Here is a 22,061-nt window from a genome sequence, read left to right as displayed (position 1 = left end):
CGGCCGTCACGGAAGCAGAACCTCCGGCACGAGATGGAGTGGGACGGGATGCAGCACGCTGTGGGGGCACCGCAGCCCGGCCGGCCGGGGCCCCAGCCGGCCCCCAGCACCACCGGCCACTTCCCGCTGCCCGCCGCGGGACCGGTGCAGCTGCCCGCCGCCTCCGGCGGCCAGCAGCCGGCCGGCGGGCCCGGGCCCGTCGCGGTCCTGCTGATCGGCGCGGCCGGGGCCGGCAAGACCACCATCGCCCGGCACTGGGCCGACCACCGCGGTGCGCCGACCGCGCACATCAGCCTCGACGACGTCCGCGAGTGGGTCCGCTCCGGCTTCGCGGACCCGCAGGCGGGGTGGAACGAGCACTCCGAGGCGCAGTACCGGCTGGCCCGCCGCACCTGCGGCTTCTCCGCCCGGAACTTCCTGGCCAACGGCATATCGTGCATCATCGACGACGCGGTCTTCCCGGACCGGCCGGTCGTCGGCCTCGGCGGCTGGAAGCGGCACGTCGGCCCCGGCCTGCTGCCCGTGGTCCTGCTCCCGGGCCTGGACGTGGTCCTCGCCCGCAACGCCGCGCGCAACGGGAACCGGCGGCTGTCCGACGAGGAGGTCGCCCGGATCCACGGCCGGATGGCCGGCTGGTACGGATCGGGGCTGCCGATCATCGACAACTCGCAGCTCGACGTGGTCGCCGCCGCCGCCGCGCTGGACCGGGTGGTGGCCCGCAGCGTCCAGGGCCCGCCCGTCTGGTAGCCCCGGGCCCGGCCCGATGCCGGGCGACCGGCGGCCCCGCCCCCGGTCGGACGCGCTCGGGCGGCCCCCCGCAGAGCCCGCACGTACGCTCGCGACATGTCCGACGTGCACGCAGCCCGCAGAGAACGCCTGCGCGACCGATGCGCGGCGGCGGGAGCGGCGGCGGCGCTGGTCTCCCGCCCCGCGAACGTCCGCTACCTGGCCGGCTGCGCGCCGCCCGGCGCGGTCCTGCTCGTCGGCCCCGGTGACCAGGACGCGCTGGTCCGCCGCCGCCCCGCCGCGGGCGACCTGTCCGAGGGGCAGCCGCCGGACGGCGTGCGGACCGTGGTCCTGACGGGGGCGGACGACGACCCGGTGGTGACCGCGGCCGGGCTGGTCCTCGACCGGCGGGGCGACACCCTGGCCGTCGAGGAGCACCATCTGACCGTCGCGCGGCACCGGGCGATCGGCTCGGTCGCGCCCGGCCTGCGGCTGAGCGACCTCGCCGGAGCCGTGGAGCAGCTGCGGGTGGTCAAGGACGAGCAGGAGATCGCCTCGATCCGGATCGCCGCCGAACTCGCCGACCAGGCACTCGGCGAGCTGCTGGAGTCGATCCTGATCGGCAGGACCGAGCGCCACCTCGCGCTGGAGCTGGAGCGGCGGCTGATCGACCACGGCGCGGACGGCCCGGCCTTCCCCACGTGCGTGGGCACCGGGCCGCACTCCGGGGCCGCCCGGCACGTGCCCACCGACCGGCGCGTGGAGGAGGGCGACTTCCTCACCGTCCGGCTCGGCGCCAGCTACCGCGGATACCGCTGCGAGGTCGGCCGCACCTTCGTCGTGGGGACTTCTCCCGCCGACTGGCAGATCGAGCTGTACGAGCTGGTCTTCGCCGCCCAGCGGGCCGGCCGCGAGGCGCTCGCACCCGGTGTGGCCTGCCGTGATGTGGACCACGCGGCACGCTCGGTGCTGGCCGCGGGGGGCTACGGGCAGGCCCTCGGAGAGGTGACGGGGCACGGTGTGGGACTCGAAATCGACGAGGACCCTCGGCTGTCACCTGCGGCCATGGGTAAACTGGACGCTTGCGTGCCGGTCACCGTCGAACCGGGGGTCCACCTTCCGGGCCGCGGCGGTGTCCGCATCGACGACACACTCGTCGTACGTCCTGTGACGGACGGCGGGCCCGAGCTACTCACCATTACGACCAAGGAACTGCTCGCCCTGTGAAAGGGCGTGCCCCCTCGGTCTCCGAAGCTGCACTTTCAGGAGATTCCGCAACCGTGGCATCCACGAACGACCTCAAGAACGGCCTCGTGCTCAAGCTCGACGGCGGCCAGCTCTGGACCGTTGTCGAGTTCCAGCACGTCAAGCCCGGCAAGGGCCCCGCCTTCGTCCGCACGAAGCTCAAGCACGTGCTGTCCGGCAAGGTCGTCGACAAGACCTTCAACGCCGGCATCAAGGTCGAGACGGCCAACGTCGACAAGCGCGGTATGCAGTTCTCCTACAAGGACGGCACCGACTTCGTCTTCATGGACACCGACACCTTCGACCAGGTGTACATCACCCCCGAGGTCGTCGGCGACGCCGCCAACTACCTCCTCGAGGGCTTCGAGGCCGTCGTCGCGATGTACGAGGGCGCTCCCCTCTACATCGAGCTCCCGGCCTCGGTCGAGCTGGTCATCGAGTACACCGAGCCGGGCGTCCAGGGCGACCGGTCCACCGGTGGCTCCAAGCCGGCCCGCCTCGAGACCGGCTACGAGATCGGCGTCCCGCTCTTCATCACCACCGGTGAGAAGATCAAGGTCGACACCCGTTCGGGTGACTATCTCGGCCGGGTGAACAGCTAACGTGGCTGCTCGGAACAAGGCCCGCAAGCGCGCCTTCCAGATCCTCTTCGAATCGGATCAGCGGGGTGTCGACCCGAAGACCGTTATGGCGGACTGGATCCGGCTCGCCCGGACCGACGACCGGCAGCCGCCGGTCACCGAGTACACCATGCAGCTGGTCGAGGGGTACGCCGCCAACGCGCCCCGCATCGACGAGCTGCTCGCGACCTACTCGGTGGGCTGGACGCTCGACCGCATGCCGGTCGTCGACCGGAACGTCCTGCGGCTCAGCACCTACGAGCTGATCTGGGAGGACGAGGTCCCGGACGCGGTCGTGCTGGACGAGGCGGTCCAGCTCGCCAAGGAGTTCTCCACGGACGAGTCGCCGGCCTTCGTCAACGGGCTGCTGGCCCGTCTGAAGGACCTCAAGCCGACCCTGCGGCGCTAGGCCGCGTCCTAGCGCCACCCCGCACCGCGCAGGCCCGCAGCAGAAGGTGAACAATCTTCTGCTTCGGGCCTGGTGCGTTTCCCGGGCCGTGGCCTAGTTTCGCTCGCATGTCCGATCAGGAGCTCGACCAGGAGATCATCGACCGGCTGACGGAGCTGCGGTCCGGGGACCTGCCGGTGCGCGGCGGCCGCACCATGGCGTACGTCTACGACGCCGGGCTCGACGGCCTGGAGGACCTCGCGGACCGCGCCCAGGCCGCCTTCGGCGGGGTCAACGGCCTGGACATGACGGCCTTTCCCAGCGTGGTGGCGCTGGAGAACGACATCGTCGGCCGGGCGGCCGAACTGCTCGGCGGCGACGCCGCCACGGCCGGCACCTTCACCAGCGGCGGCACCGAGAGCTGCCTGCTGGCCGTGCTGACCGCCCGCGAGCACGCCCGCCGCACCCGGGGCGTCACCGCCCCGGAGCTGGTGCTGCCGGCCACCGCGCACGCCGCCTTCCGCAAGGCGGCCGCCCTGTTCGGGCTGGCGGTCGTGCCCGTCCCGGTGGACCCGGTCACGTTCCGCGCCCGCCCCGAGGCCATGGCGGCGGCGATCACCGACCGGACGGCCCTGGTCGTGGTCTCGGCGCCGTCCTACGCCCACGGGGTGATCGACCCCGTCGCCCCGATCGCCGCCGCGGCGGCCGCCCGCGGGGTGCTGTGCCACGTCGACGCCTGCATCGGCGGCTGGTACCTGGCGCACCTGCCCGCCGCGCTGCCCCGGCCGCCCGCCTTCGACCTGGCGGTCCCCGGCGTCACCTCGCTCGCGGTGGACCTGCACAAGTACGCGTACACGCCCAAGGGCGCCTCGGTGCTGCTCTTCCGGGACGCCGAGCTGCGCCGGCACGGCTGGTTCGCGGACGCCTCCTGGCCCGGCTACCCGGTGGTCAACGCCACCTTGCAGGGCACCAAGTCCGCCGGGCCGCTGGCCGCCGCCTGGGCGGTGCTGCGGCGGATCGGGCCCGCGGGCTACGCGGAGCTCTCCGCGCGCGTGCACGAGGCGGTACAGGCCCTCGTCGGGGGCATCGGCCGGATCGACGGGCTGCGGGTGCTCGGCACCCCGCAGGCCTCACTGGTCGCGGTGGCCTCCGACGACCCGGGTCTTGACCCGTTCGTCGTCGCCGACGAGATGCGGCTGCGCGGGTGGTTCCTGCAGCCGCAGCCCGCCTTCGACGGCTCCCCGCCCAACCTGCACCTGACGGTCACGGCCGCGGTGGCGTCGCCCGAGCGGATCGCGCTGCTGCTGGAGGAGCTGGGCGCCGCCGTGTCACGGGCCCGCGAGCTGGGGCCCGCCACCGTGGACGCGGGGATCGCGGGGCTCGCCGCCCAGCTCGACCCCGACACGCTCGGCCCCGGGGAGATCGCCCTGGCCCTCCAGCTCGCGGGTGTCTCCGCGGACGGCGCGCTGCCGCAGCGGATGGCTCCGGTACTGGCCGTACTGCAGGCGCTGCCGCCCCGGCTGACCGAACGGCTGCTGCCGGAGGTCATCGGCCGGCTCTTCCGGGCGCGGACTGGGCCGTACGGGTGACGCGGGCGGCCGGCGGGTCCTCGCGGACCCCGCGCAGGCCGCCGGAAACAGAACCGCCCGGGGCGGTGTCCTTGCGGGCACCGCCCCGGGCGGGACGTTTCTGCAATGCAGTTGCTCAGCTGTCCTCATGGGCGACCGCGCGGCGCGCGTCCGCGTCGAGGACGCCCCAGCCGATGAGCTGCTCGGTGAGGACCGAGGGCGACTGGTCGTAGATCACGGCCAGCGTGCGCAAGTCGTCCTGGCGGATCGACAGCACCTTGCCGTTGTAGTCCCCGCGCTGGCTCTGGATCGTGGCGGCGTAGCGCTGCAGCGGACCGGCCTTGTCCGGCGGGACCTGGGACAGGCGCTCCAGGTCCAGCACGAGCTTCGGCGGCGGCTCGGCGGCTCCGCCCGGCGTGGTGCCGGGCAGCAGCTCCTGGACCGGGACTCCGTAGAAGTCAGCCAGCTCGGCCAGTCGCTGTACGGTCACGGCGCGGTCGCCACGCTCGTACGAACCGACGACGACGGCCTTCCACCGACCCTGGGACTTCTCCTCGACCCCGTGGAGGGAGAGACCCTGCTGCGTGCGGATGGCGCGGAGCTTGGCTCCGAGCTGTTTGGCGTAATCGCTGGACATAAGGCTCCCCGGACGGAAACTCGGTGACTCACTGTGAGGTTACGCAGCGTAATTTGACTTCGTCAAGCCGAATGGTCCGGACCGGTCCCCCCGCGCCGGGCGGGCGTCCGATTCGTACCGGTGTGCTCATCCTGCGGGCGACCGCCCGAGAACGCGACCTGCGCGCCTGGTAACGTGGGGATGTATCCCTGGCGTCCTTTAAGACCCGTCCCGTGAGGCGGGGAAGGAGAGCCCTTCATGGCTGAAGACCGCAGTACATCCGCACGCCCGGTGCTCGAGGCACCGGACATCGCACGGGTCCTGACCCGCATCGCCCACGAGATCGTCGAACGCGCCAAGGGCGCCGACGACGTGGTGCTCCTCGGCATTCCCACCCGCGGCGTCTTCCTCGCCCGCCGGCTGGCCGACAAGCTCGCCGACATCACCGGCCGCAAGGTCCCGGTCGGGTCGCTCGACATCACCATGTACCGCGACGACCTGCGGCTGCACCCGGCCCGCGCGCTGGCCCGCACCGACATCCCCGCCGACGGCGTCGACGGCCGGCTGGTCATCCTCGTCGACGACGTGCTCTTCTCGGGCCGCACGATCCGCGCCGCCCTCGACGCGCTCAACGACATCGGCCGGCCGCGCGCCGTGCAGCTCGCCGTCCTGGTCGACCGCGGCCACCGCGAACTGCCGATCCGGGCCGACTACGTCGGCAAGAACCTCCCCACCTCGCTGCGCGAGACCGTCAAGGTCCACCTCACCGAAGAGGACGGCCGTGACACGGTCCTCCTCGGCGTGCGCGAGGGCTCCCCGGCGGACGAATAGCGCAGGCACGACCCGGACCCCGCGGGGGTCCGGGCACGCGAGCATGCCCTCCGCCGCCCCAGCACACCCCCTTCGGAGTGACCCGATGAAGCGCCACCTGATCTCGGCCGCCGACCTCACCCGCGACGACGCCATCCTCGTGCTCGACACCGCCGAGGAAATGGCCCGCGTGGCCGACCGGCCGATCAAGAAGCTGCCGACGCTGCGCGGACGCACCGTCGTCAACCTGTTCTTCGAGGACTCGACCCGCACCCGCATCTCCTTCGAGGCCGCCGCCAAGCGGCTCTCCGCCGACGTCATCAACTTCTCCGCCAAGGGCTCCTCGGTCTCCAAGGGCGAGTCCCTGAAGGACACCGCGCTGACCCTGGAGGCGATGGGCGCCGACGCCGTCGTCATCCGGCACGGCTCCTCCGGTGCCCCGCACCGGCTGGCCACCTCCGGCTGGATCGGCGGCTCGGTCGTCAACGCCGGCGACGGCACCCACGAGCACCCCACCCAGGCGCTGCTCGACGCTTTCACCATGCGCCGCCACCTGGCGGGCGCGAAGGACGGCGGCCCCACCTTCCACCAGGGCCCGGGCGACGGGAGCGGCCGGGACCTGGCCGGCCGCCGGATCACGATCGTCGGCGACATCCTGCACAGCCGCGTCGCCCGCTCCAACGTCCTGCTGCTCAACACGCTCGGCGCCCACGTCACCCTGGTCGCCCCGCCCACCCTGCTGCCGATCGGCGTCGAGACCTGGCCGTGCGACGTCTCGTACGACCTGGACGCGGTGCTCGCCAAGTCCGACGCCGTGATGATGCTGCGGGTGCAGAGCGAGCGGATGAACGCCGCGTTCTTCCCCACCGAGCGCGAGTACTCCCGCCGCTACGGCCTGGACGGCGCCCGGATGGCCGCCCTGCCGGAGCACGCCATCGTCATGCACCCCGGCCCGATGAACCGCGGCATGGAGATCACCGCCGAGGTCGCCGACTCCGGGCGCTGCACCGTCGTGGAGCAGGTCGCCAACGGCGTCAGCATCCGGATGGCCGTCCTGTACCTGCTGCTCGGCGGGAACGAACCCGCCATCACCACAGCCGCCCCCGCCGCCCGCACCGAGGAGAACGACCCGTCATGAGCAAGACCCTTATCCGAGGCGCCAAGGTGCTCGGCGGCGACCCGCAGGACGTCCTGATCGACGGTGAGACGATCGCCGCCGTCGGCACCGGCCTGGACGTGCCGGCCGACGCCACCGTCGTCGAGGCCGCCGGCCTGGTCCTGCTGCCGGGCCTCGTCGACCTGCACACCCACCTGCGCGAGCCGGGCCGCGAGGACTCCGAGACGGTGCTGACCGGCACCCGCGCCGCCGCCGTCGGCGGCTACACCGCCGTGCACGCCATGGCCAACACCTTCCCGGTCGCCGACACCGCCGGCGTCGTGGAGCAGGTCTGGCGGCTGGGCCGCGAGTCCGGCTACTGCGACGTGCAGCCGGTCGGCGCCGTCACCGTCGGCCTGGAGGGCAAGCAGCTCGCCGAGCTCGGCGCGATGGCCGACTCCGCCGCCGGAGTGCGGGTCTTCTCCGACGACGGCAAGTGCGTCGACGACGCGGTGATCATGCGCCGCGCGCTGGAGTACGTGAAGGCCTTCGACGGCGTCGTCGCCCAGCACGCCCAGGAGCCCCGCCTCACCGAGGGCGCCCAGATGAACGAGGGCATCGTCTCCGGCGAGCTGGGCCTGCGCGGCTGGCCGGCGGTGGCCGAGGAGTCGATCATCGCCCGCGACGTGCTGCTCGCCGCGCACGTCGACTCCCGCGTGCACATCTGCCACCTGTCGACGGCCGGCTCCGTGGAGATCGTCCGCTGGGCCAAGTCCAAGGGCTGGAACGTGACGGCCGAGGTCACCCCGCACCACCTGCTCCTGACCGACGAGCTGGTCCGGTCCTACAACCCGGTCTACAAGGTCAACCCGCCGCTGCGCACCGAGGCCGACGTGCTGGCGCTGCGCGAGGCACTGGCCGACGGCACCATCGACTGCGTCGCCACCGACCACGCCCCGCACCCGCACGAGGACAAGGACTGCGAGTGGGCCGCAGCCGCCATGGGCATGGTGGGCCTGGAGACCGCGCTGTCCGTCGTCCAGCAGACAATGGTCGACACCGGCCTGCTCGACTGGGCCGGCGTCGCCGACCGCATGTCGGCGCGGCCCGCCGTCATCGGCCGGCTGGCCGGCCACGGCCGCCCGGTCGCCGCGGGCGAGCCCGCCAACCTCACCCTGGTCGATCCGGCTTACCGTGGAACGGTGAACCCCGCGGGCTTCGCCTCCCGCAGCCGCAACACCCCGTACGAGGGCCGCGAGCTGCCGGGCCGGGTGATCGCCACCTTCCTGCGGGGCAGGGCGACGGTCGTGGACGGGAAGCTCGCGTGACATCTCTGACTCTTGTGCTGGCGGCGGACCAGAGGTCCCAGCAGGTCACCGACTGGTCCTCACGGATCGGCTGGATCGTGGGCCTGGGCCTGTTCGTGGCCCTCGTCTACTGGCTGATGCGGGAGGGCTGGAAGTGGCGCGGCACCCTGCAGGGCGGCCTGCCGGACCTGCCCCCGGCCCCCGAGGACGGCGCCGAGCCGCTGCTGACCCTGCGGGGCCGCTACTTCGGCAGCACCACCGCCGGGCAGTGGCTGGACCGCGTCGTCGCCCACGGCCTGGGAGTGCGCAGCGCGGCCGTCCTCACTCTGACGGAGCAGGGCGTGCGGGTGGAGCGGACCGGCGCGCCGGACTTCCTCGTCCCCACCGCCGCCCTGCGCGGCGCCCGGCTCGACAAGGGCATCGCCGGCAAGGTCCTCACCGAGGGCGGACTGCTGGTGATCACCTGGGAGCACGGCGGCCGGCTGATCGACTCCGGCTTCCGCTCCGAGCACGCCGCTGAGCACGCGGGCTGGGTCGACGCCGTCGGGTCCATGTCCTCACCATCAGCAGCAGCATCCGGGGCCGCGGCATCCGCAGCCGGCGACCCCGACACCGACCAGCACCCCGGCGACAGCGCGGTCGCCGCCCCGCACCATCAGGAAGGCCCACGATGACGACCTCCACCCAGCGGGCAGACAGGACCCCCGCCGTACTCGTCCTGGAGGACGGCCGGATCTTCCGCGGCCGGGCCTACGGGGCAGTGGGGGAGACCTTCGGCGAGGCCGTGTTCTCCACCGGCATGTCCGGCTACCAGGAGACGCTGACCGACCCGTCGTACCACCGCCAGGTGGTCGTCATGACCGCCCCGCACATCGGCAACACCGGCATCAACGACGAGGACGCCGAGTCGGCGCGCATCTGGGTCGCCGGCTACGTGGTCCGCGACCCCGCCCGGGTCCACTCCAACTGGCGCGCCCGCCGGACCCTGGACGAGGAGCTCGTCAACCAGGGCGTCGTCGGCATCAGCGGCATCGACACCCGCGCCCTCACCCGCCACCTGCGCGAGCGCGGCGCCATGCGGGTCGGCATCTTCTCCGGCGACGCGGTCGGCACCGACGCGGACCTGGTCGCCAAGGTGCTGCGGGCGCCGCAGATGAAGGGCGCCGACCTGTCCGCCGAGGTCGCGACCAAGGAGGCGTACACCGTCCCGGCGATCGGCACCAAGCGCTTCACCGTGGCCGCGATCGACCTCGGCATCAAGTCGATGACGCCCCAGCGGATGGCCGAGCGCGGCATCGAGGTCCACGTGCTGCCCGCCACCGCGAGCGTCGAGGACATCTACGCCGTCGCGCCCGACGGCGTGTTCTTCTCCAACGGCCCCGGTGACCCCGCCACCGCCGACCACCCGGTCGCGCTGATGCGCGCGGTGCTGGAGCGGAAGACCCCGCTGTTCGGCATCTGCTTCGGCAACCAGATCCTGGGCCGCGCGCTCGGGTTCGGCACCTACAAGCTCAAGTACGGCCACCGCGGCATCAACCAGCCGGTCCAGGACCGCACCACCGGCAAGGTCGAGGTGACCGCGCACAACCACGGCTTCGCCGTCGACGCGCCGATCGACACGGTCTCCGACACCCCCTACGGCCGGGCCGAGGTCAGCCACGTCTGCCTGAACGACAACGTGGTCGAGGGCCTCCAGCTGCTCGACCAGCCGGCGTTCAGCGTCCAGTACCACCCCGAAGCGGCCGCCGGCCCGCACGACGCCGCGTACCTGTTCGACCGCTTCACGTCTCTGATGGAGGGCCAGCGTGCCTAAGCGCACCGATATCCAGTCCGTCCTGGTCATCGGCTCCGGCCCGATCGTCATCGGCCAGGCAGCGGAGTTCGACTACTCCGGCACCCAGGCCTGCCGGGTGCTGAAGTCCGAGGGCCTGCGGGTCATCCTCGTGAACTCCAACCCGGCCACGATCATGACCGACCCCGAGATCGCCGACGCCACCTACATCGAGCCGATCACGCCGGAGTATGTCGAGAAGATCATCGCCAAGGAGCGCCCCGACGCGCTCCTGCCGACCCTCGGCGGCCAGACCGCGCTCAACACCGCGATCTCCCTGCACGCCAACGGCGTCCTGGACAAGTACAACGTCGAGCTGATCGGCGCCAACGTCGAGGCGATCAACAAGGGCGAGGACCGCGAGCTCTTCAAGGGCGTCGTCGCGGCCGTCAACGCCAAGATCGGCTACGGCGAGTCCGCCAGGTCCGTCATCTGCCACACGATGGACGACATCATCGCGGGCGTGGACACCCTCGGCGGCTACCCCGTCGTCGTCCGCCCCTCCTTCACCATGGGCGGCGCCGGCTCCGGCTTCGCCCACGACGAGGAGGAGCTGCGCCGCATCGCCGGCCAGGGCCTGACGCTCTCGCCGACCACCGAGGTGCTCCTGGAGGAGTCCATCCTCGGCTGGAAGGAGTACGAGCTGGAGCTGATGCGCGACCGCAACGACAACGTCGTGGTCGTCTGCTCCATCGAGAACTTCGACCCGATGGGCGTGCACACCGGCGACTCCATCACCGTCGCCCCGGCGCTGACGCTGACCGACCGCGAGTACCAGAACCTGCGGGACGTCGGCATCGCGATCATCCGCGAGGTCGGCGTCGACACCGGCGGCTGCAACATCCAGTTCGCGATCAACCCCGAAGACGGCCGCGTCATCGTCATCGAGATGAACCCGCGGGTCTCGCGCTCCTCGGCGCTCGCCTCCAAGGCCACCGGCTTCCCGATCGCCAAGATCGCCGCCCGGCTCGCCGTCGGCTACACGCTCGACGAGATCCCCAACGACATCACCGAGAAGACCCCGGCGTCCTTCGAGCCCACGCTCGACTACGTCGTCGTCAAGGTGCCGCGCTTCGCCTTCGAGAAGTTCCCGGCGGCCGACGCGACCCTCACCACGACCATGAAGTCGGTCGGCGAGGCGATGGCCATCGGCCGCAACTTCACCGAGGCGCTGCAGAAGGCGCTGCGCTCGCTGGAGAAGAAGGGCAGCCAGTTCGCCTTCACCGGCGAGCCCGGCGACAAGGACGCGCTGCTGGCCACGGCCGCGGTGCCGACCGACGGCCGGATCAACACGGTCATGCAGGCCGTCCGCGCCGGCGCGACCCCCGAGGAGATCTTCGACGCGACGAAGATCGACCCGTGGTTCACCGACCAGCTCTTCCTGATCAAGGAGGTCGCCGACGACCTGGCGGCCGCCGACAAGCTCGGCCCGGAGCTGCTCGCCGAGGCCAAGCGGCACGGCTTCTCCGACGTCCAGATCGCGGAGATCCGCGGCCTGCGCGAGGACGTCGTGCGCGAGGTCCGGCACGCGCTGGGCGTGCGCCCGGTCTACAAGACCGTCGACACCTGCGCCGCCGAGTTCGCCGCGAAGACCCCGTACTTCTACTCGTCCTACGACGAGGAGTCCGAGGTCGCCCCGCGCGAGAAGCCCGCCGTGATCATCCTCGGCTCCGGCCCCAACCGCATCGGCCAGGGGATCGAGTTCGACTACTCCTGCGTCCACGCCTCCTTCGCGCTGAGCGAGGCCGGGTACGAGACCGTGATGGTCAACTGCAACCCCGAGACCGTCTCCACCGACTACGACACCTCCGACCGGCTCTACTTCGAGCCGCTCACCCTGGAGGACGTCCTGGAGATCGTGCACGCCGAGACGCTGGCCGGCCCGATCGCGGGCGTCATCGTCCAGCTCGGCGGCCAGACCCCGCTCGGCCTGGCGCAGGCGCTCAAGGACAACGGGGTGCCGATCGTCGGCACCTCGCCCGAGGCCATCCACCTCGCCGAGGACCGCGGCGCCTTCGGCCGCGTGCTGGCCGAGGCCGGCCTGCCCGCCCCCAAGCACGGCACCGCGACCACCTTCGACGAGGCCAAGGCCATCGCCGACGAGATCGGCTACCCGGTCCTGGTGCGCCCGTCGTACGTGCTCGGCGGCCGCGGCATGGAGATCGTCTACGAGGAGGCCCGGCTCTCCTCGTACATCGCCGAGTCGACCGAGATCAGCCCGACCCGCCCGGTCCTGGTCGACCGGTTCCTCGACGACGCCATCGAGATCGACGTCGACGCGCTCTACGACGGCACCGAGCTGTACCTCGGCGGCGTCATGGAGCACATCGAGGAGGCCGGCATCCACTCCGGCGACTCCGCCTGCGCGCTGCCCCCGATGACGCTCGGCGGCCACGACATCAAGCGGCTGCGGGCCTCCACCGAGGCCATCGCCAAGGGCGTCGGCGTCCAGGGCCTGATCAACATCCAGTTCGCGCTCGCCGGGGACATCCTCTACGTCCTGGAGGCCAACCCGCGCGCCTCGCGCACCGTCCCCTTCACCTCGAAGGCGACCGCGGTGCCGCTGGCCAAGGCCGCCGCCCGGATCTCGCTCGGCGCGACCGTCGCCGAGCTGCGGGCCGAGGGCATGCTGCCGAAGACCGGCGACGGCGGCACCCTGCCGCTGGACGCGCCGATCTCCGTCAAGGAGGCCGTGATGCCGTGGAGCCGCTTCCGCGACATCTACGGCCGCGGCGTCGACACCGTCCTCGGCCCGGAGATGCGCTCCACCGGCGAGGTCATGGGCATCGACTCGGTCTTCGGCACCGCGTACGCCAAGTCCCAGGCCGGCGCGTACGGCGCGCTGCCCACCAAGGGCACCGCGTTCATCTCGGTGGCCAACCGCGACAAGCGCAGCCTGGTCTTCCCGGCCCGCGCGCTGGCCGAGCACGGCTTCGAGCTGCTCGCGACCTCCGGCACCGCCGAGGTGCTGCGCCGCAACGGCATCCACGCCACCGTGGTGCGCAAGCAGAGCGAGGGCACGGGTCCCGACGGTGAGCCGACCGTGGTGCGGCTGATCCACGACGGGAAGATCGACCTGATCGTCAACACCCCGTTCGGCACCGGCGGCCGCCTCGACGGCTACGACATCAGGACCGCCGCCGTCTCCCGCGGGGTGCCGTGCCTGACGACGGTGCAGGCGCTCGCCGCCGCCGTCCAGGGCATCGACGCGCTCAACCGCGGCGACATCGGCGTCAGATCGCTGCAGGAGCACGCGGAACGCCTGAACGCCTCCCGCGCGGAGGGGTAGCGCCAGGAGGGGGACACCGGCCGGTGTCCCCCTCTCCATGTGACCGCCTCCCCGCACCGTCCCGTAGAAGGCTCAGCATGTACTCCCTCCTGTTCAAGATGCTCTTCCGGCGCATGGACCCCGAGCGGGCGCACCACCTGGCGTTCGGCTGGATCCGGCTCGCCGCCCGCGTCCCGGTCCTGCGGACCTTCGTGGCGGCCGTGCTCGCGCCCCGCCACGAGGAGCTGCGCACCGAGGCCCTGGGCCTGCGCATGCACGGCCCCTTCGGGCTCGCCGCCGGCTTCGACAAGAACGCGGTCGCGATCGACGGCATGGCGATGCTCGGCTTCGACCACGTCGAGATCGGCACCGTCACCGGGCAGCCGCAGTCCGGCAACCCCAGGCAGCGGCTCTTCCGGCTGGTCCGGGACCGCGCGCTGATCAACCGCATGGGCTTCAACAACGAGGGCTCCGCGGCGGTCGCCGCCCGCCTCGCGGCCCGCAGCCCCGCCTTCAGGACCACCGTGGGCGTCAACATCGGCAAGACCAAGGTGGTCCCCGAGGCCGAGGCCGTCGCGGACTACGTGACCTCCACCGAGCGGCTCGCCGCCCACGCGGACTACCTCGTCGTCAACGTCTCCTCGCCCAACACCCCGGGCCTGCGCGACCTGCAGGCCGTCGACCAGCTGCGGCCGCTGCTGACCGCCGTGCGCGAGGCCGCCGACCGCACGGTCACCACGCGCCGGGTGCCGCTGCTCGTCAAGATCGCCCCCGACCTGGCCGACGACGACATCGACGCCGTCGCCGACCTCGCCGTGGAACTCGGCCTGGACGGCATCATCGCCACCAACACCACGATCGCCCGCGACGGCCTGGGGCTGACCTCGGACCCGGCGCTGGTCAAGGAGACCGGCGGCCTGTCCGGCGCCCCGCTGCGGGCCCGCTCGCTGGAGGTCCTGAGCCGGCTGTACGCCCGCGTCGGCGACCGCCTCACCTTGGTCGGCGTCGGCGGCGTCACCACCGCCGACGACGTCTGGGAGCGGATCCTGGCCGGCGCAACCCTGGTCCAGGGGTACAGCGCCTTCATCTACGAGGGCCCGTTCTGGTGCCGCGCCCTCCACAAGGGACTCGCGGCCCGGCTGGCCGCGAGCCCGTACGCCACCCTCGCCGACGCCGTCGGCGCCGACCACCGGAAGGCGGGCTCATGACCGTGGAGAACCTGGAACCCTTCGGCGCGCGCCTGCGCCACGCGATGGACAGCCGCGGGCAGCTGTGCGTCGGCATCGACCCGCACGCGGCACTGCTGACCTCCTGGGGCCTGAACGACGACGTGGCCGGCCTGGAGCGCTTCACGCGCACCGTGGTCGAGGCCCTCGCCGACCGGGTCGCCGTCCTCAAGCCGCAGAGCGCGTTCTTCGAGCGCTTCGGCTCCCGGGGCATCGCCGTGCTGGAGCGGGCCGTCGCCGACGCCCGCGCCGCGGGCGCGCTGGTGCTGATGGACGCCAAGCGCGGCGACATCGGCTCCACGATGGCCGCCTACGCCGCCACGTTCCTCGACAAGGACTCCCCGCTCTTCTCGGACGCGGTCACCGTCAGCCCGTACCTGGGCTTCGGCTCGCTGCGCCCGGCGCTGGACGCGGCGCGGATCTCCGGCGCCGGCGTCTTCGTGCTGGCCCTGACCTCCAACCCGGAGGGCGCGGAGGTCCAGCGGGCCACCGCGGCGAACGGGAAGTCGCTCGCCCAGGTGATGCTCGACCACATCGCGGCCGAGAACGCCGGCGAGCGGCCGCTCGGATCCGTCGGCGCGGTGGTCGGCGCCACGCTCTCCGAGGCGGGCGCGGAGCTGGACGTCAACGGCCCGCTGCTGGCCCCCGGCATCGGCGCCCAGGGCGCGACGCCGGCCGGGCTCCCCGCGCTCTTCGGGTCCGCGGTCGGGAACGTCCTGCCGAGCGTCAGCCGCGACGTGCTGCGGCACGGTCCCGACGCGGCCGGACTGCGGGACGCGGCGGCCCGGTTCGCCGACGAGGTCCGTGCCGCCGTGGCGGGTTGAGCGCCGAAGGCTCCCTTCCGGACGCCCGTTCGGCGTCCGAAGGGGGCCGCAAGGGCGGCAACCGGTGCCCATATGTCCCAAAAATCCCAGCGGATCGAGTCTGACCAGGACTTTTCGTCTGTTCTCGCTGACTTGAGGCGCCGTGACCGCTAGTCTCCGACGAGAGCGAGCACGCAAGTGCTTCGTTCGTTGCCCTGCAGGTGAGGGCAACTGGGTTCCACTACCGGTCCGTATCCGACAGTTCGATATCCGAGGTGACGTAGGCGTGGCTCTTCCGCCCCTTACCCCTGAACAGCGCGCTGCCGCGCTCGAGAAGGCCGCCGCGGCTCGCCGGGAGCGCGCCGAGGTCAAGAATCGGCTGAAGCACTCCGGCGCTTCGCTGCACGAGGTGATCAAGTCGGGCCGAGAGAACGATGTCATCGGCAAGATGAAGGTCTCTGCCCTCCTGGAGTCCCTGCCCGGCGTGGGCAAGGTCCGCGCCAAGCAGATCATGGAGCGGCTCGGCATCTCCGAAAGCCGCCGTGTACGGGGGCTCGGCTCCAACCAGATCGCATCTTTGGAGCGTGAGTTCGGCGGCGGCGCCGCCTGACGGTCCCCAGCACCTCCGGGAACCGGGATAATCGCTTCATGGCTGCAACATCCCGGGGGACGTCCCCCGTGCCCCCGGACGTACGTCCGCGGCTGACCGTGCTCTCCGGCCCCTCAGGGGTCGGCAAGAGCACGGTCGTCGCTCATATGCGCAAGGTCCACCCCGAGGTATGGCTCTCGGTGTCGGCCACCACCCGTCGGCCACGCCCCGGCGAGCAGCACGGAGTGCACTACTACTTCGCCGACAACGACGAGTTCGACAAGCTCGTCGCCAACGGTGAGCTGCTGGAGTGGGCCGAGTTCGCGGGCAACCGCTACGGCACCCCGCGCAAGGCCGTGCTGGACCGGCTCGAAGCCGGCGAGCCCGTGCTGCTGGAGATCGATCTGCAGGGTGCCCGGCTGGTCCGCCAGTCGATGCCCGAGGCGCAGCTCGTCTTCCTCGCCCCGCCGAGCTGGGACGAGCTGGTCCGCCGGCTCACCGGCCGGGGTACCGAATCGCCCGAGGTGATCGAGCGGCGGCTGGCCGCGGCCAAGATCGAACTGGCGGCCGAGTCCGAGTTCGACATCACCCTTGTCAATACCTCCGTCGAGGATGTAGCGCGTGAGCTGCTAGCCTTGATGAGAGTTGTATGATCCACTTCCATTCTTTTCCACAAGCAAGTAGGGGTAGGTAGAGAATGTCCTCTTCCATCACCACGCCCGAGGGCATCATCAACCCGCCGATCGACGAGCTGCTCGAGGCCACGGACTCGAAGTACAGCCTGGTGATCTACGCGGCCAAGCGCGCGCGCCAGATCAACGCGTACTACTCCCAGCTCGGTGAAGGCCTGCTGGAGTACGTCGGCCCCCTGGTGGACACCCACGTCCACGAGAAGCCGCTGTCGATCGCGCTGCGCGAGATCAACGCGGGACTGCTGACCTCCGAGGCCATCGAGTCGGCCGGCTAGCAGCAGACCCATCCTTGTCACCACGGGCCCGGCAGCACCGCTGCCGGGCCCGTGGTGTGTGATGGACGCAAGACCAACCCTTTCTCGGCGGGAGTGACGATGGGCCAGCCACAGGTCGTCCTGGGGGTGAGCGGCGGTATCGCCGCCTACAAGGCGTGCGAGCTGCTGCGGCGGCTCACCGAGTCCGGGCACGGCGTCCGCGTGGTGCCCACGGAGTCGGCGCTGCACTTCGTCGGCGAGGCCACCTGGTCGGCGCTGTCCGGCAACCCGGTGTCGACCCGGGTGTGGGACGGCGTCCACGAGGTCCCGCACGTGCGGATCGGCCAGCACGCCGACCTCGTGGTGGTCGCCCCGGCCACCGCCGACCTGCTCGCCAAGGCCGCGCACGGCCTCGCCGACGACCTGCTCACCAACACGCTGCTCACCGCGCGCTGTCCGGTGGTCTTCGCGCCGGCGATGCACACCGAGATGTGGGAGCACCCCGCCACCCAGGAGAACGTCGCCACCCTGCGCCGCCGGGGCGCGATCGTGATCGAACCCGCCGTGGGCCGGCTGACCGGCGTGGACACCGGCAAGGGCCGGCTGCCCGACCCCGCCGAGATCTTCGAGGTCTGCCGCCGGGTGCTCGCCCGCGGCCCGCGCGGGCTCGCCGCCGACCTCGCCGGGCGGCACGTGGTGATCAGCGCCGGCGGCACCCGCGAGCCGCTGGACCCGGTGCGCTACCTGGGCAACCGCTCCTCCGGCAAGCAGGGGTACGCGCTCGCCCGCACGGCGGTCGCCCGCGGCGCCCGCGTCACCCTGGTGGCCGCCAACACCGGCCTCGCCGACCCGGCCGGCGCCGACGTGGTGCGCGTCGGGACGGCCGTGCAGCTGCGCGAGGCGGTGCTGAAGGCCGCCGCGGACGCCGACGCGGTCGTCATGGCGGCGGCCGTGGCGGACTTCCGTCCCGCGCACTACGCCGAGGGCAAGATCAAGAAGAAGGACGGCCAGGAGCAGCCGCCCCTGGAGCTGGTCCGCAACCCCGACGTGCTGGCCGAACTCGCAACACAACGTTCACATCCGGGCCAGGTCGTCGTCGGCTTCGCCGCCGAGACCGACGACGTGCTGGCCAACGGCCGGGCCAAACTGGCCCGCAAGGGCTGTGACCTGCTGGTTGTCAACGAGGTCGGCGATCACAAGGCGTTCGGTTCCGAGGAGAACGAGGCCGTGGTGCTCGGCGCCGACGGCAGCGAGACCCCGGTACCGTACGGTCCCAAGGAGGCCCTCGCCGACCAGGTGTGGGATCTCACGGTCGCCCGGTTGACGTGAATACGTCCTTCCGGGTGTACCAAAACCGGACCTGTGCGGCATTCCGCCCCGGAAACGTGGCGGATCGTCGTACTGCGGCCCGTCGTGTCGCAGGTCACGGCATATCCAAGTACCGAGATGGCTTGTCGGTCCGGCCGAAGCGACCGATAAACTAGCCAGGGATCGCCGGGCGCAGCCCCGCGCGTCCCACCCCATGATCAGCCAGCAGCCGCTGCAACCCCAGGGAGCAAAGTGTCCCGCCGCCTGTTTACCTCGGAGTCCGTCACCGAGGGACATCCTGACAAGATCGCTGACCAGATCAGCGACACGATCCTCGACGCCCTCCTCAAGGAGGACCCGACCTCCAGGGTCGCGGTCGAGACGCTGATCACCACCGGCCAGGTGCACGTCGCCGGTGAGGTCACCACCAAGGGATACGCGGACATCGCGACCCTGGTGCGCAACAAGATCCTCGACATCGGCTACGACTCGTCCAAGAAGGGCTTCGACGGCGCCTCGTGCGGCGTCTCGGTGTCCATCGGCGCGCAGTCGCCCGACATCGCCCAGGGTGTGGACACCGCTTACGAGCAGCGGGTCGAGGGCGACGAGGACGAGCTCGACAAGCAGGGCGCCGGCGACCAGGGCCTGATGTTCGGCTACGCCTGCGACGAGACCCCGGACCTGATGCCGCTGCCGATCCACCTGGCGCACCGGCTCGCGCGCCGCCTGTCCGAGGTCCGCAAGAACGGGACCATCCCGTACCTGCGCCCGGACGGAAAGACCCAGGTCACCATCGAGTACGACGGCGACAAGGCCGTCCGCCTCGACACCGTGGTCGTCTCCTCGCAGCACGCCTCGGACATCGACCTGGAGTCGCTGCTCGCTCCGGACATCCGCGAGTTCGTCGTGGAGCACGAGCTCAAGGCGCTGCTCGACGACGGCATCAAGCTGGAGACCGAGGGCTACCGCCTGCTGGTGAACCCGACCGGTCGCTTCGAGATCGGCGGCCCGATGGGCGACGCCGGCCTCACCGGCCGCAAGATCATCATCGACACCTACGGCGGCATGGCCCGCCACGGCGGCGGCGCCTTCTCGGGCAAGGACCCGTCCAAGGTCGACCGCTCCGCCGCGTACGCCATGCGCTGGGTCGCCAAGAACGTCGTGGCCGCGGGCCTGGCCTCGCGCTGCGAGGTCCAGGTCGCCTACGCGATCGGCAAGGCCGAGCCGGTGGGCCTGTTCGTCGAGACCTTCGGCACCGCCTCCGTGGACAGCGAGAAGATCGAGCAGGCCATCGCGTCGGTCTTCGACCTGCGCCCGGCCGCGATCATCCGCGACCTGGACCTGCTGCGTCCGATCTACTCCCAGACCGCCGCGTACGGCCACTTCGGCCGCCCGCTGCCGGACTTCACCTGGGAGCGCACCGACCGCGTCGAGGCGCTGCGCGCCGCCGCCGGTCTGTAGGACCCGCACCCGCACCACGCGCACGGCCCCGGACCTTCGCGGTCCGGGGCCGTCGCGCTGTCCGAGGCGTCTGGTAGGACTGGGGCTGTGAGCAGCGAGGACGAGCGGGAGAAGGCACCGGCGGGGGAGCAGCTGGCGCTCATCCGCGAGTCCGTGCGCAAGGCGAAGGAGCCGAAGGCCCGGCGCGGCACGTGGCGCGGCGCGGACCTCGCCGAGGGGCTGCCCGTCGCCCGCGTCCTGGTCGACAAGGGCGTGCTGCACCTGGACAAGTACTTCGACTACGCGGTGCCCGCCGCGATGGACGCCGACGCGCAGCCCGGCGTCCGGGTCCGGGTCCGGTTCGGCGCCGGGGCGCACAACGTCGTCAGCGGCCGCCGCGAGGGCGGCGGCCTGATCGACGGGTTCGTCGTCGCCCGGCTCACCGAGTCCGACTACAAGGGCCCGCTCGCCGCCATCGCCCAGGTGGTCTCGCCCGAGCCGGTGCTCGGCCCGGCCCTGCTGCGGCTGTGCCGCGCGGTCGCCGACCGGTACGCGGGATCGCTCGCCGACGTGATCCAGCTCGCCGTGCCCGCCCGGCACGGGAAGGTGGAGAAGCAGCCGTCCCCCGAGCCGCCCGCCACCCCCGCCCCGCCGGAGCCCGGCACCTGGTCGCGCTATCCGACCGGCCCCGCGCTGCTGCGTGCCCTGGGCCGCGGCGACTCCCCGCGCGCGGTGTGGACCGCGCTGCCGGGGCCGCACTGGCCGGCCGAGCTGGCCGCGGCCATGGCCGCCACCCTCGCCTCCGGCCGCGGCGCGCTCGCGGTGCTGCCCGACGGGCGGGCCGCCGCCCGGGTCGACGCGGCGCTCACCGCGCTGCTCGGCGCGGGCCACCATGTCCTGCTCACCGCGGACTCCGGTCCCGAGGCGCGGTACCGGCGCTGGCTGGCGGTCAGCCGCGGCGCCGTCCGGGCCGTCGTCGGCACCCGCGCCGCGATGTTCGCGCCCGTGCAGGACCTCGGCCTGGTCGCGCTGTGGGACGACGGGGACTCCAGCCACGCCGAGCTGCACGCTCCGATGCCGCACGCCCGGGATGTGCTGCTGCTGCGGGCCACGGAGGAGCGAGCCGGCTTCCTGCTCGGCGGCCACATCCGCACCGTCGAGGGCGCCCAGCTCGTCGAGACGCAGTGGGCGCTGCCGGTGGACGCGGCCCGCGACGCGGTCCGGGCGGCGGCGCCGCTGGTGCGCACCATCGGCGACGGCGACCAGGCGCGGGACGGGGCGGCCCGCGCCGCCCGGCTGCCGAGCCTCGCCTGGCAGGTGGCCCGCGAGGCACTGCAGCACGGCCCCGTCCTCGTCCAGGTGCCGCGCCGCGGCTACGTGCCGCGGCTGGCCTGCGAACGCTGCCGGGAGCCCGCCCGGTGCGGCAAGTGCGCGGGACCGCTGGAGCTGGCGGACGGCACCAGCGTGCCGCAGTGCGGATGGTGCGGGCGCCCCGAGGCGGCGTGGCACTGCCAGGAGTGCGGCGGGTTCCGGCTGCGCGCCCAGGTGGTCGGCGCCCGGCGCACCGCTGACGAACTCGGCCGGGCCTTCCCCAAGGTCCCGGTCCGCACCTCGGGCCGGGACGGGATCCTCGGCGCCGTCACCGCCACGCCCGCGCTGGTGATCTCCACCCCTGGCGCGGAGCCGGTCGCGGAGGGCGGCTACGCGGCCGCGCTGCTGCTCGACGGCTGGGCGCTGCTGAACCGGCCCGACCTGCGAGCGGGGGAGGAGGCGCTGCGCCGCTGGACGGGCGCCGCCGCGCTGGTCAGGCCCGCCGCCGAGGGCGGCACGGTACTGGTGCTCGCCGAGCCGACGCTGCGGCCGGTCCAGGCGCTGGTGCGCTGGGACCCGGCCGGGCACGCGGCCCGCGAACTGGCCGAGCGGGCCGAACTGGGCTTCCCGCCGGTCTCCCGGATGGCCTCGGTGACCGGCAGCCCGGCGGCGGTGGCCGGACTGATCGAGCTGGCGCGGCTGCCCGAGGGGGCCGCCGTGCTGGGGCCGGTCCCGGTGCCCGCAGACCGGCCGGGCGGACCGCGCCGCCCCGGCGCCGCCCCGGCGGGGGAGCACTGGGAGCGGATGCTGATCAGGGTCCCGCCGGGCAGCGGGGCCGCGCTGGCCGCCGCCCTCAAGGCGGCACAGGTGGCCCGTACGGCGCTCAAGCAGACCGATCAGGTCCTGGTGCGCATCGACCCGCTGGACATCGGCTGACCGGCCCTCCGGGGCGTCCGCCGGGCC

At 72.5% G+C, this 22,061-nt stretch carries 20 protein-coding genes; 19 read left to right on the top strand and 1 reads right to left on the bottom strand.

Annotation, left to right across the window (positions count from 1 at the left end; all coding sequences use genetic code 11):
• Window positions 1-48: 48 nt before the first annotated feature.
• The 5 genes from ABZ721_RS03900 to ABZ721_RS03880 all read left to right on the top strand — a co-directional run bounded on the left by ABZ721_RS03900 (window position 49) and on the right by ABZ721_RS03880 (window position 4,568).
• A complete protein-coding gene (locus ABZ721_RS03900) occupies window positions 49-747 on the top strand; it encodes an AAA family ATPase (protein WP_358786945.1) in 699 nt (232 codons plus the stop codon).
• A 96-nt stretch (window positions 748-843) separates the two neighbouring features.
• Window positions 844-1,953: an aminopeptidase P family protein gene (locus ABZ721_RS03895; RefSeq protein WP_358786944.1), complete on the top strand. Its 1,110-nt coding sequence runs from the start codon at window positions 844-846 to the stop codon at window positions 1,951-1,953.
• Between the two features lie 53 nt (window positions 1,954-2,006).
• The gene (efp, locus tag ABZ721_RS03890; protein ID WP_138352605.1) at window positions 2,007-2,573 is read left to right on the top strand and encodes an elongation factor P; all 567 of its coding nucleotides are present in this window, start codon (window positions 2,007-2,009) and stop codon (window positions 2,571-2,573) included.
• 1 nt (window position 2,574) lies between these two features.
• On the top strand, window positions 2,575-3,000 hold the full coding sequence (gene nusB / locus ABZ721_RS03885) for a transcription antitermination factor NusB (protein WP_358786943.1): 426 nt from the start codon (window positions 2,575-2,577) through the stop codon (window positions 2,998-3,000).
• A 107-nt stretch (window positions 3,001-3,107) separates the two neighbouring features.
• The gene (locus ABZ721_RS03880; RefSeq protein WP_358786942.1) at window positions 3,108-4,568 is read left to right on the top strand and encodes an aminotransferase class V-fold PLP-dependent enzyme; all 1,461 of its coding nucleotides are present in this window, start codon (window positions 3,108-3,110) and stop codon (window positions 4,566-4,568) included.
• Between the two features lie 115 nt (window positions 4,569-4,683).
• On the opposite strand, the gene bldD is transcribed toward ABZ721_RS03880, so the two are convergent.
• Complete coding sequence (gene bldD / locus ABZ721_RS03875) at window positions 4,684-5,184, bottom strand: transcriptional regulator BldD (RefSeq protein WP_277437295.1); 501 nt, start codon at window positions 5,182-5,184, stop codon at window positions 4,684-4,686.
• 237 nt (window positions 5,185-5,421) lie between these two features.
• Between bldD and pyrR the strand changes: the two genes are divergently transcribed.
• The 14 genes from pyrR (at window position 5,422) to ABZ721_RS03805 (ending at window position 22,034) form a co-directional block, all read left to right on the top strand.
• Window positions 5,422-5,994: a bifunctional pyr operon transcriptional regulator/uracil phosphoribosyltransferase PyrR gene (gene pyrR, locus ABZ721_RS03870; RefSeq protein WP_358786941.1), complete on the top strand. Its 573-nt coding sequence runs from the start codon at window positions 5,422-5,424 to the stop codon at window positions 5,992-5,994.
• Window positions 5,995-6,079: 85 nt separating this feature from the next.
• The gene (locus ABZ721_RS03865) at window positions 6,080-7,111 is read left to right on the top strand and encodes an aspartate carbamoyltransferase catalytic subunit (RefSeq protein ID WP_358786940.1); all 1,032 of its coding nucleotides are present in this window, start codon (window positions 6,080-6,082) and stop codon (window positions 7,109-7,111) included.
• The gene (locus ABZ721_RS03860) at window positions 7,108-8,397 is read left to right on the top strand and encodes a dihydroorotase (protein WP_358786939.1); all 1,290 of its coding nucleotides are present in this window, start codon (window positions 7,108-7,110) and stop codon (window positions 8,395-8,397) included. Before ABZ721_RS03865 ends, ABZ721_RS03860 begins: the two co-directional genes overlap by 4 nt.
• The gene (locus ABZ721_RS03855) at window positions 8,394-9,050 is read left to right on the top strand and encodes a hypothetical protein (protein WP_358786938.1); all 657 of its coding nucleotides are present in this window, start codon (window positions 8,394-8,396) and stop codon (window positions 9,048-9,050) included. Before ABZ721_RS03860 ends, ABZ721_RS03855 begins: the two co-directional genes overlap by 4 nt.
• The gene (gene carA, locus ABZ721_RS03850) at window positions 9,047-10,189 is read left to right on the top strand and encodes a glutamine-hydrolyzing carbamoyl-phosphate synthase small subunit (protein WP_358786937.1); all 1,143 of its coding nucleotides are present in this window, start codon (window positions 9,047-9,049) and stop codon (window positions 10,187-10,189) included. Before ABZ721_RS03855 ends, carA begins: the two co-directional genes overlap by 4 nt.
• A complete protein-coding gene (gene carB / locus ABZ721_RS03845; RefSeq protein WP_358786936.1) occupies window positions 10,182-13,496 on the top strand; it encodes a carbamoyl-phosphate synthase large subunit in 3,315 nt (1,104 codons plus the stop codon). Before carA ends, carB begins: the two co-directional genes overlap by 8 nt.
• A 77-nt stretch (window positions 13,497-13,573) precedes the next feature.
• The gene (locus tag ABZ721_RS03840; protein WP_358786935.1) at window positions 13,574-14,683 is read left to right on the top strand and encodes a quinone-dependent dihydroorotate dehydrogenase; all 1,110 of its coding nucleotides are present in this window, start codon (window positions 13,574-13,576) and stop codon (window positions 14,681-14,683) included.
• Window positions 14,680-15,525 carry an orotidine-5'-phosphate decarboxylase gene (pyrF, locus tag ABZ721_RS03835; protein ID WP_358786934.1) on the top strand — a complete coding sequence of 282 codons (846 nt, stop codon included), beginning with the start codon at window positions 14,680-14,682 and terminating at the stop codon, window positions 15,523-15,525. Before ABZ721_RS03840 ends, pyrF begins: the two co-directional genes overlap by 4 nt.
• A gap of 265 nt (window positions 15,526-15,790) precedes the next feature.
• Window positions 15,791-16,114, top strand: coding sequence for an integration host factor (locus ABZ721_RS03830; protein ID WP_138352594.1), 324 nt, complete (start codon window positions 15,791-15,793; stop codon window positions 16,112-16,114).
• Window positions 16,115-16,152: 38 nt separating this feature from the next.
• Window positions 16,153-16,746, top strand: a complete 594-nt coding sequence (gmk, locus tag ABZ721_RS03825) for a guanylate kinase (protein WP_358786933.1) — start codon at window positions 16,153-16,155, stop codon at window positions 16,744-16,746.
• Window positions 16,747-16,790: 44 nt separating this feature from the next.
• Window positions 16,791-17,060, top strand: coding sequence for a DNA-directed RNA polymerase subunit omega (gene rpoZ / locus ABZ721_RS03820; protein WP_138352592.1), 270 nt, complete (start codon window positions 16,791-16,793; stop codon window positions 17,058-17,060).
• 99 nt (window positions 17,061-17,159) lie between these two features.
• Window positions 17,160-18,368 carry a bifunctional phosphopantothenoylcysteine decarboxylase/phosphopantothenate--cysteine ligase CoaBC gene (gene coaBC, locus ABZ721_RS03815; protein WP_358786932.1) on the top strand — a complete coding sequence of 403 codons (1,209 nt, stop codon included), beginning with the start codon at window positions 17,160-17,162 and terminating at the stop codon, window positions 18,366-18,368.
• Between the two features lie 231 nt (window positions 18,369-18,599).
• Window positions 18,600-19,808: a methionine adenosyltransferase gene (gene metK / locus ABZ721_RS03810; protein ID WP_358786931.1), complete on the top strand. Its 1,209-nt coding sequence runs from the start codon at window positions 18,600-18,602 to the stop codon at window positions 19,806-19,808.
• A gap of 87 nt (window positions 19,809-19,895) precedes the next feature.
• Window positions 19,896-22,034 carry a primosomal protein N' gene (locus ABZ721_RS03805; RefSeq protein WP_358786930.1) on the top strand — a complete coding sequence of 713 codons (2,139 nt, stop codon included), beginning with the start codon at window positions 19,896-19,898 and terminating at the stop codon, window positions 22,032-22,034.
• The last annotated feature ends 27 nt before the right edge of the window (window positions 22,035-22,061 follow it).

The sequence above is a fragment of the Streptomyces sp. NPDC006733 genome, from assembly GCF_040636125.1.
Lineage (GTDB): Bacteria > Actinomycetota > Actinomycetes > Streptomycetales > Streptomycetaceae > Actinacidiphila.
Note: the sequence above shows the minus strand (reverse complement) of the source record. Positions and strands in the feature narration are given on the sequence as shown.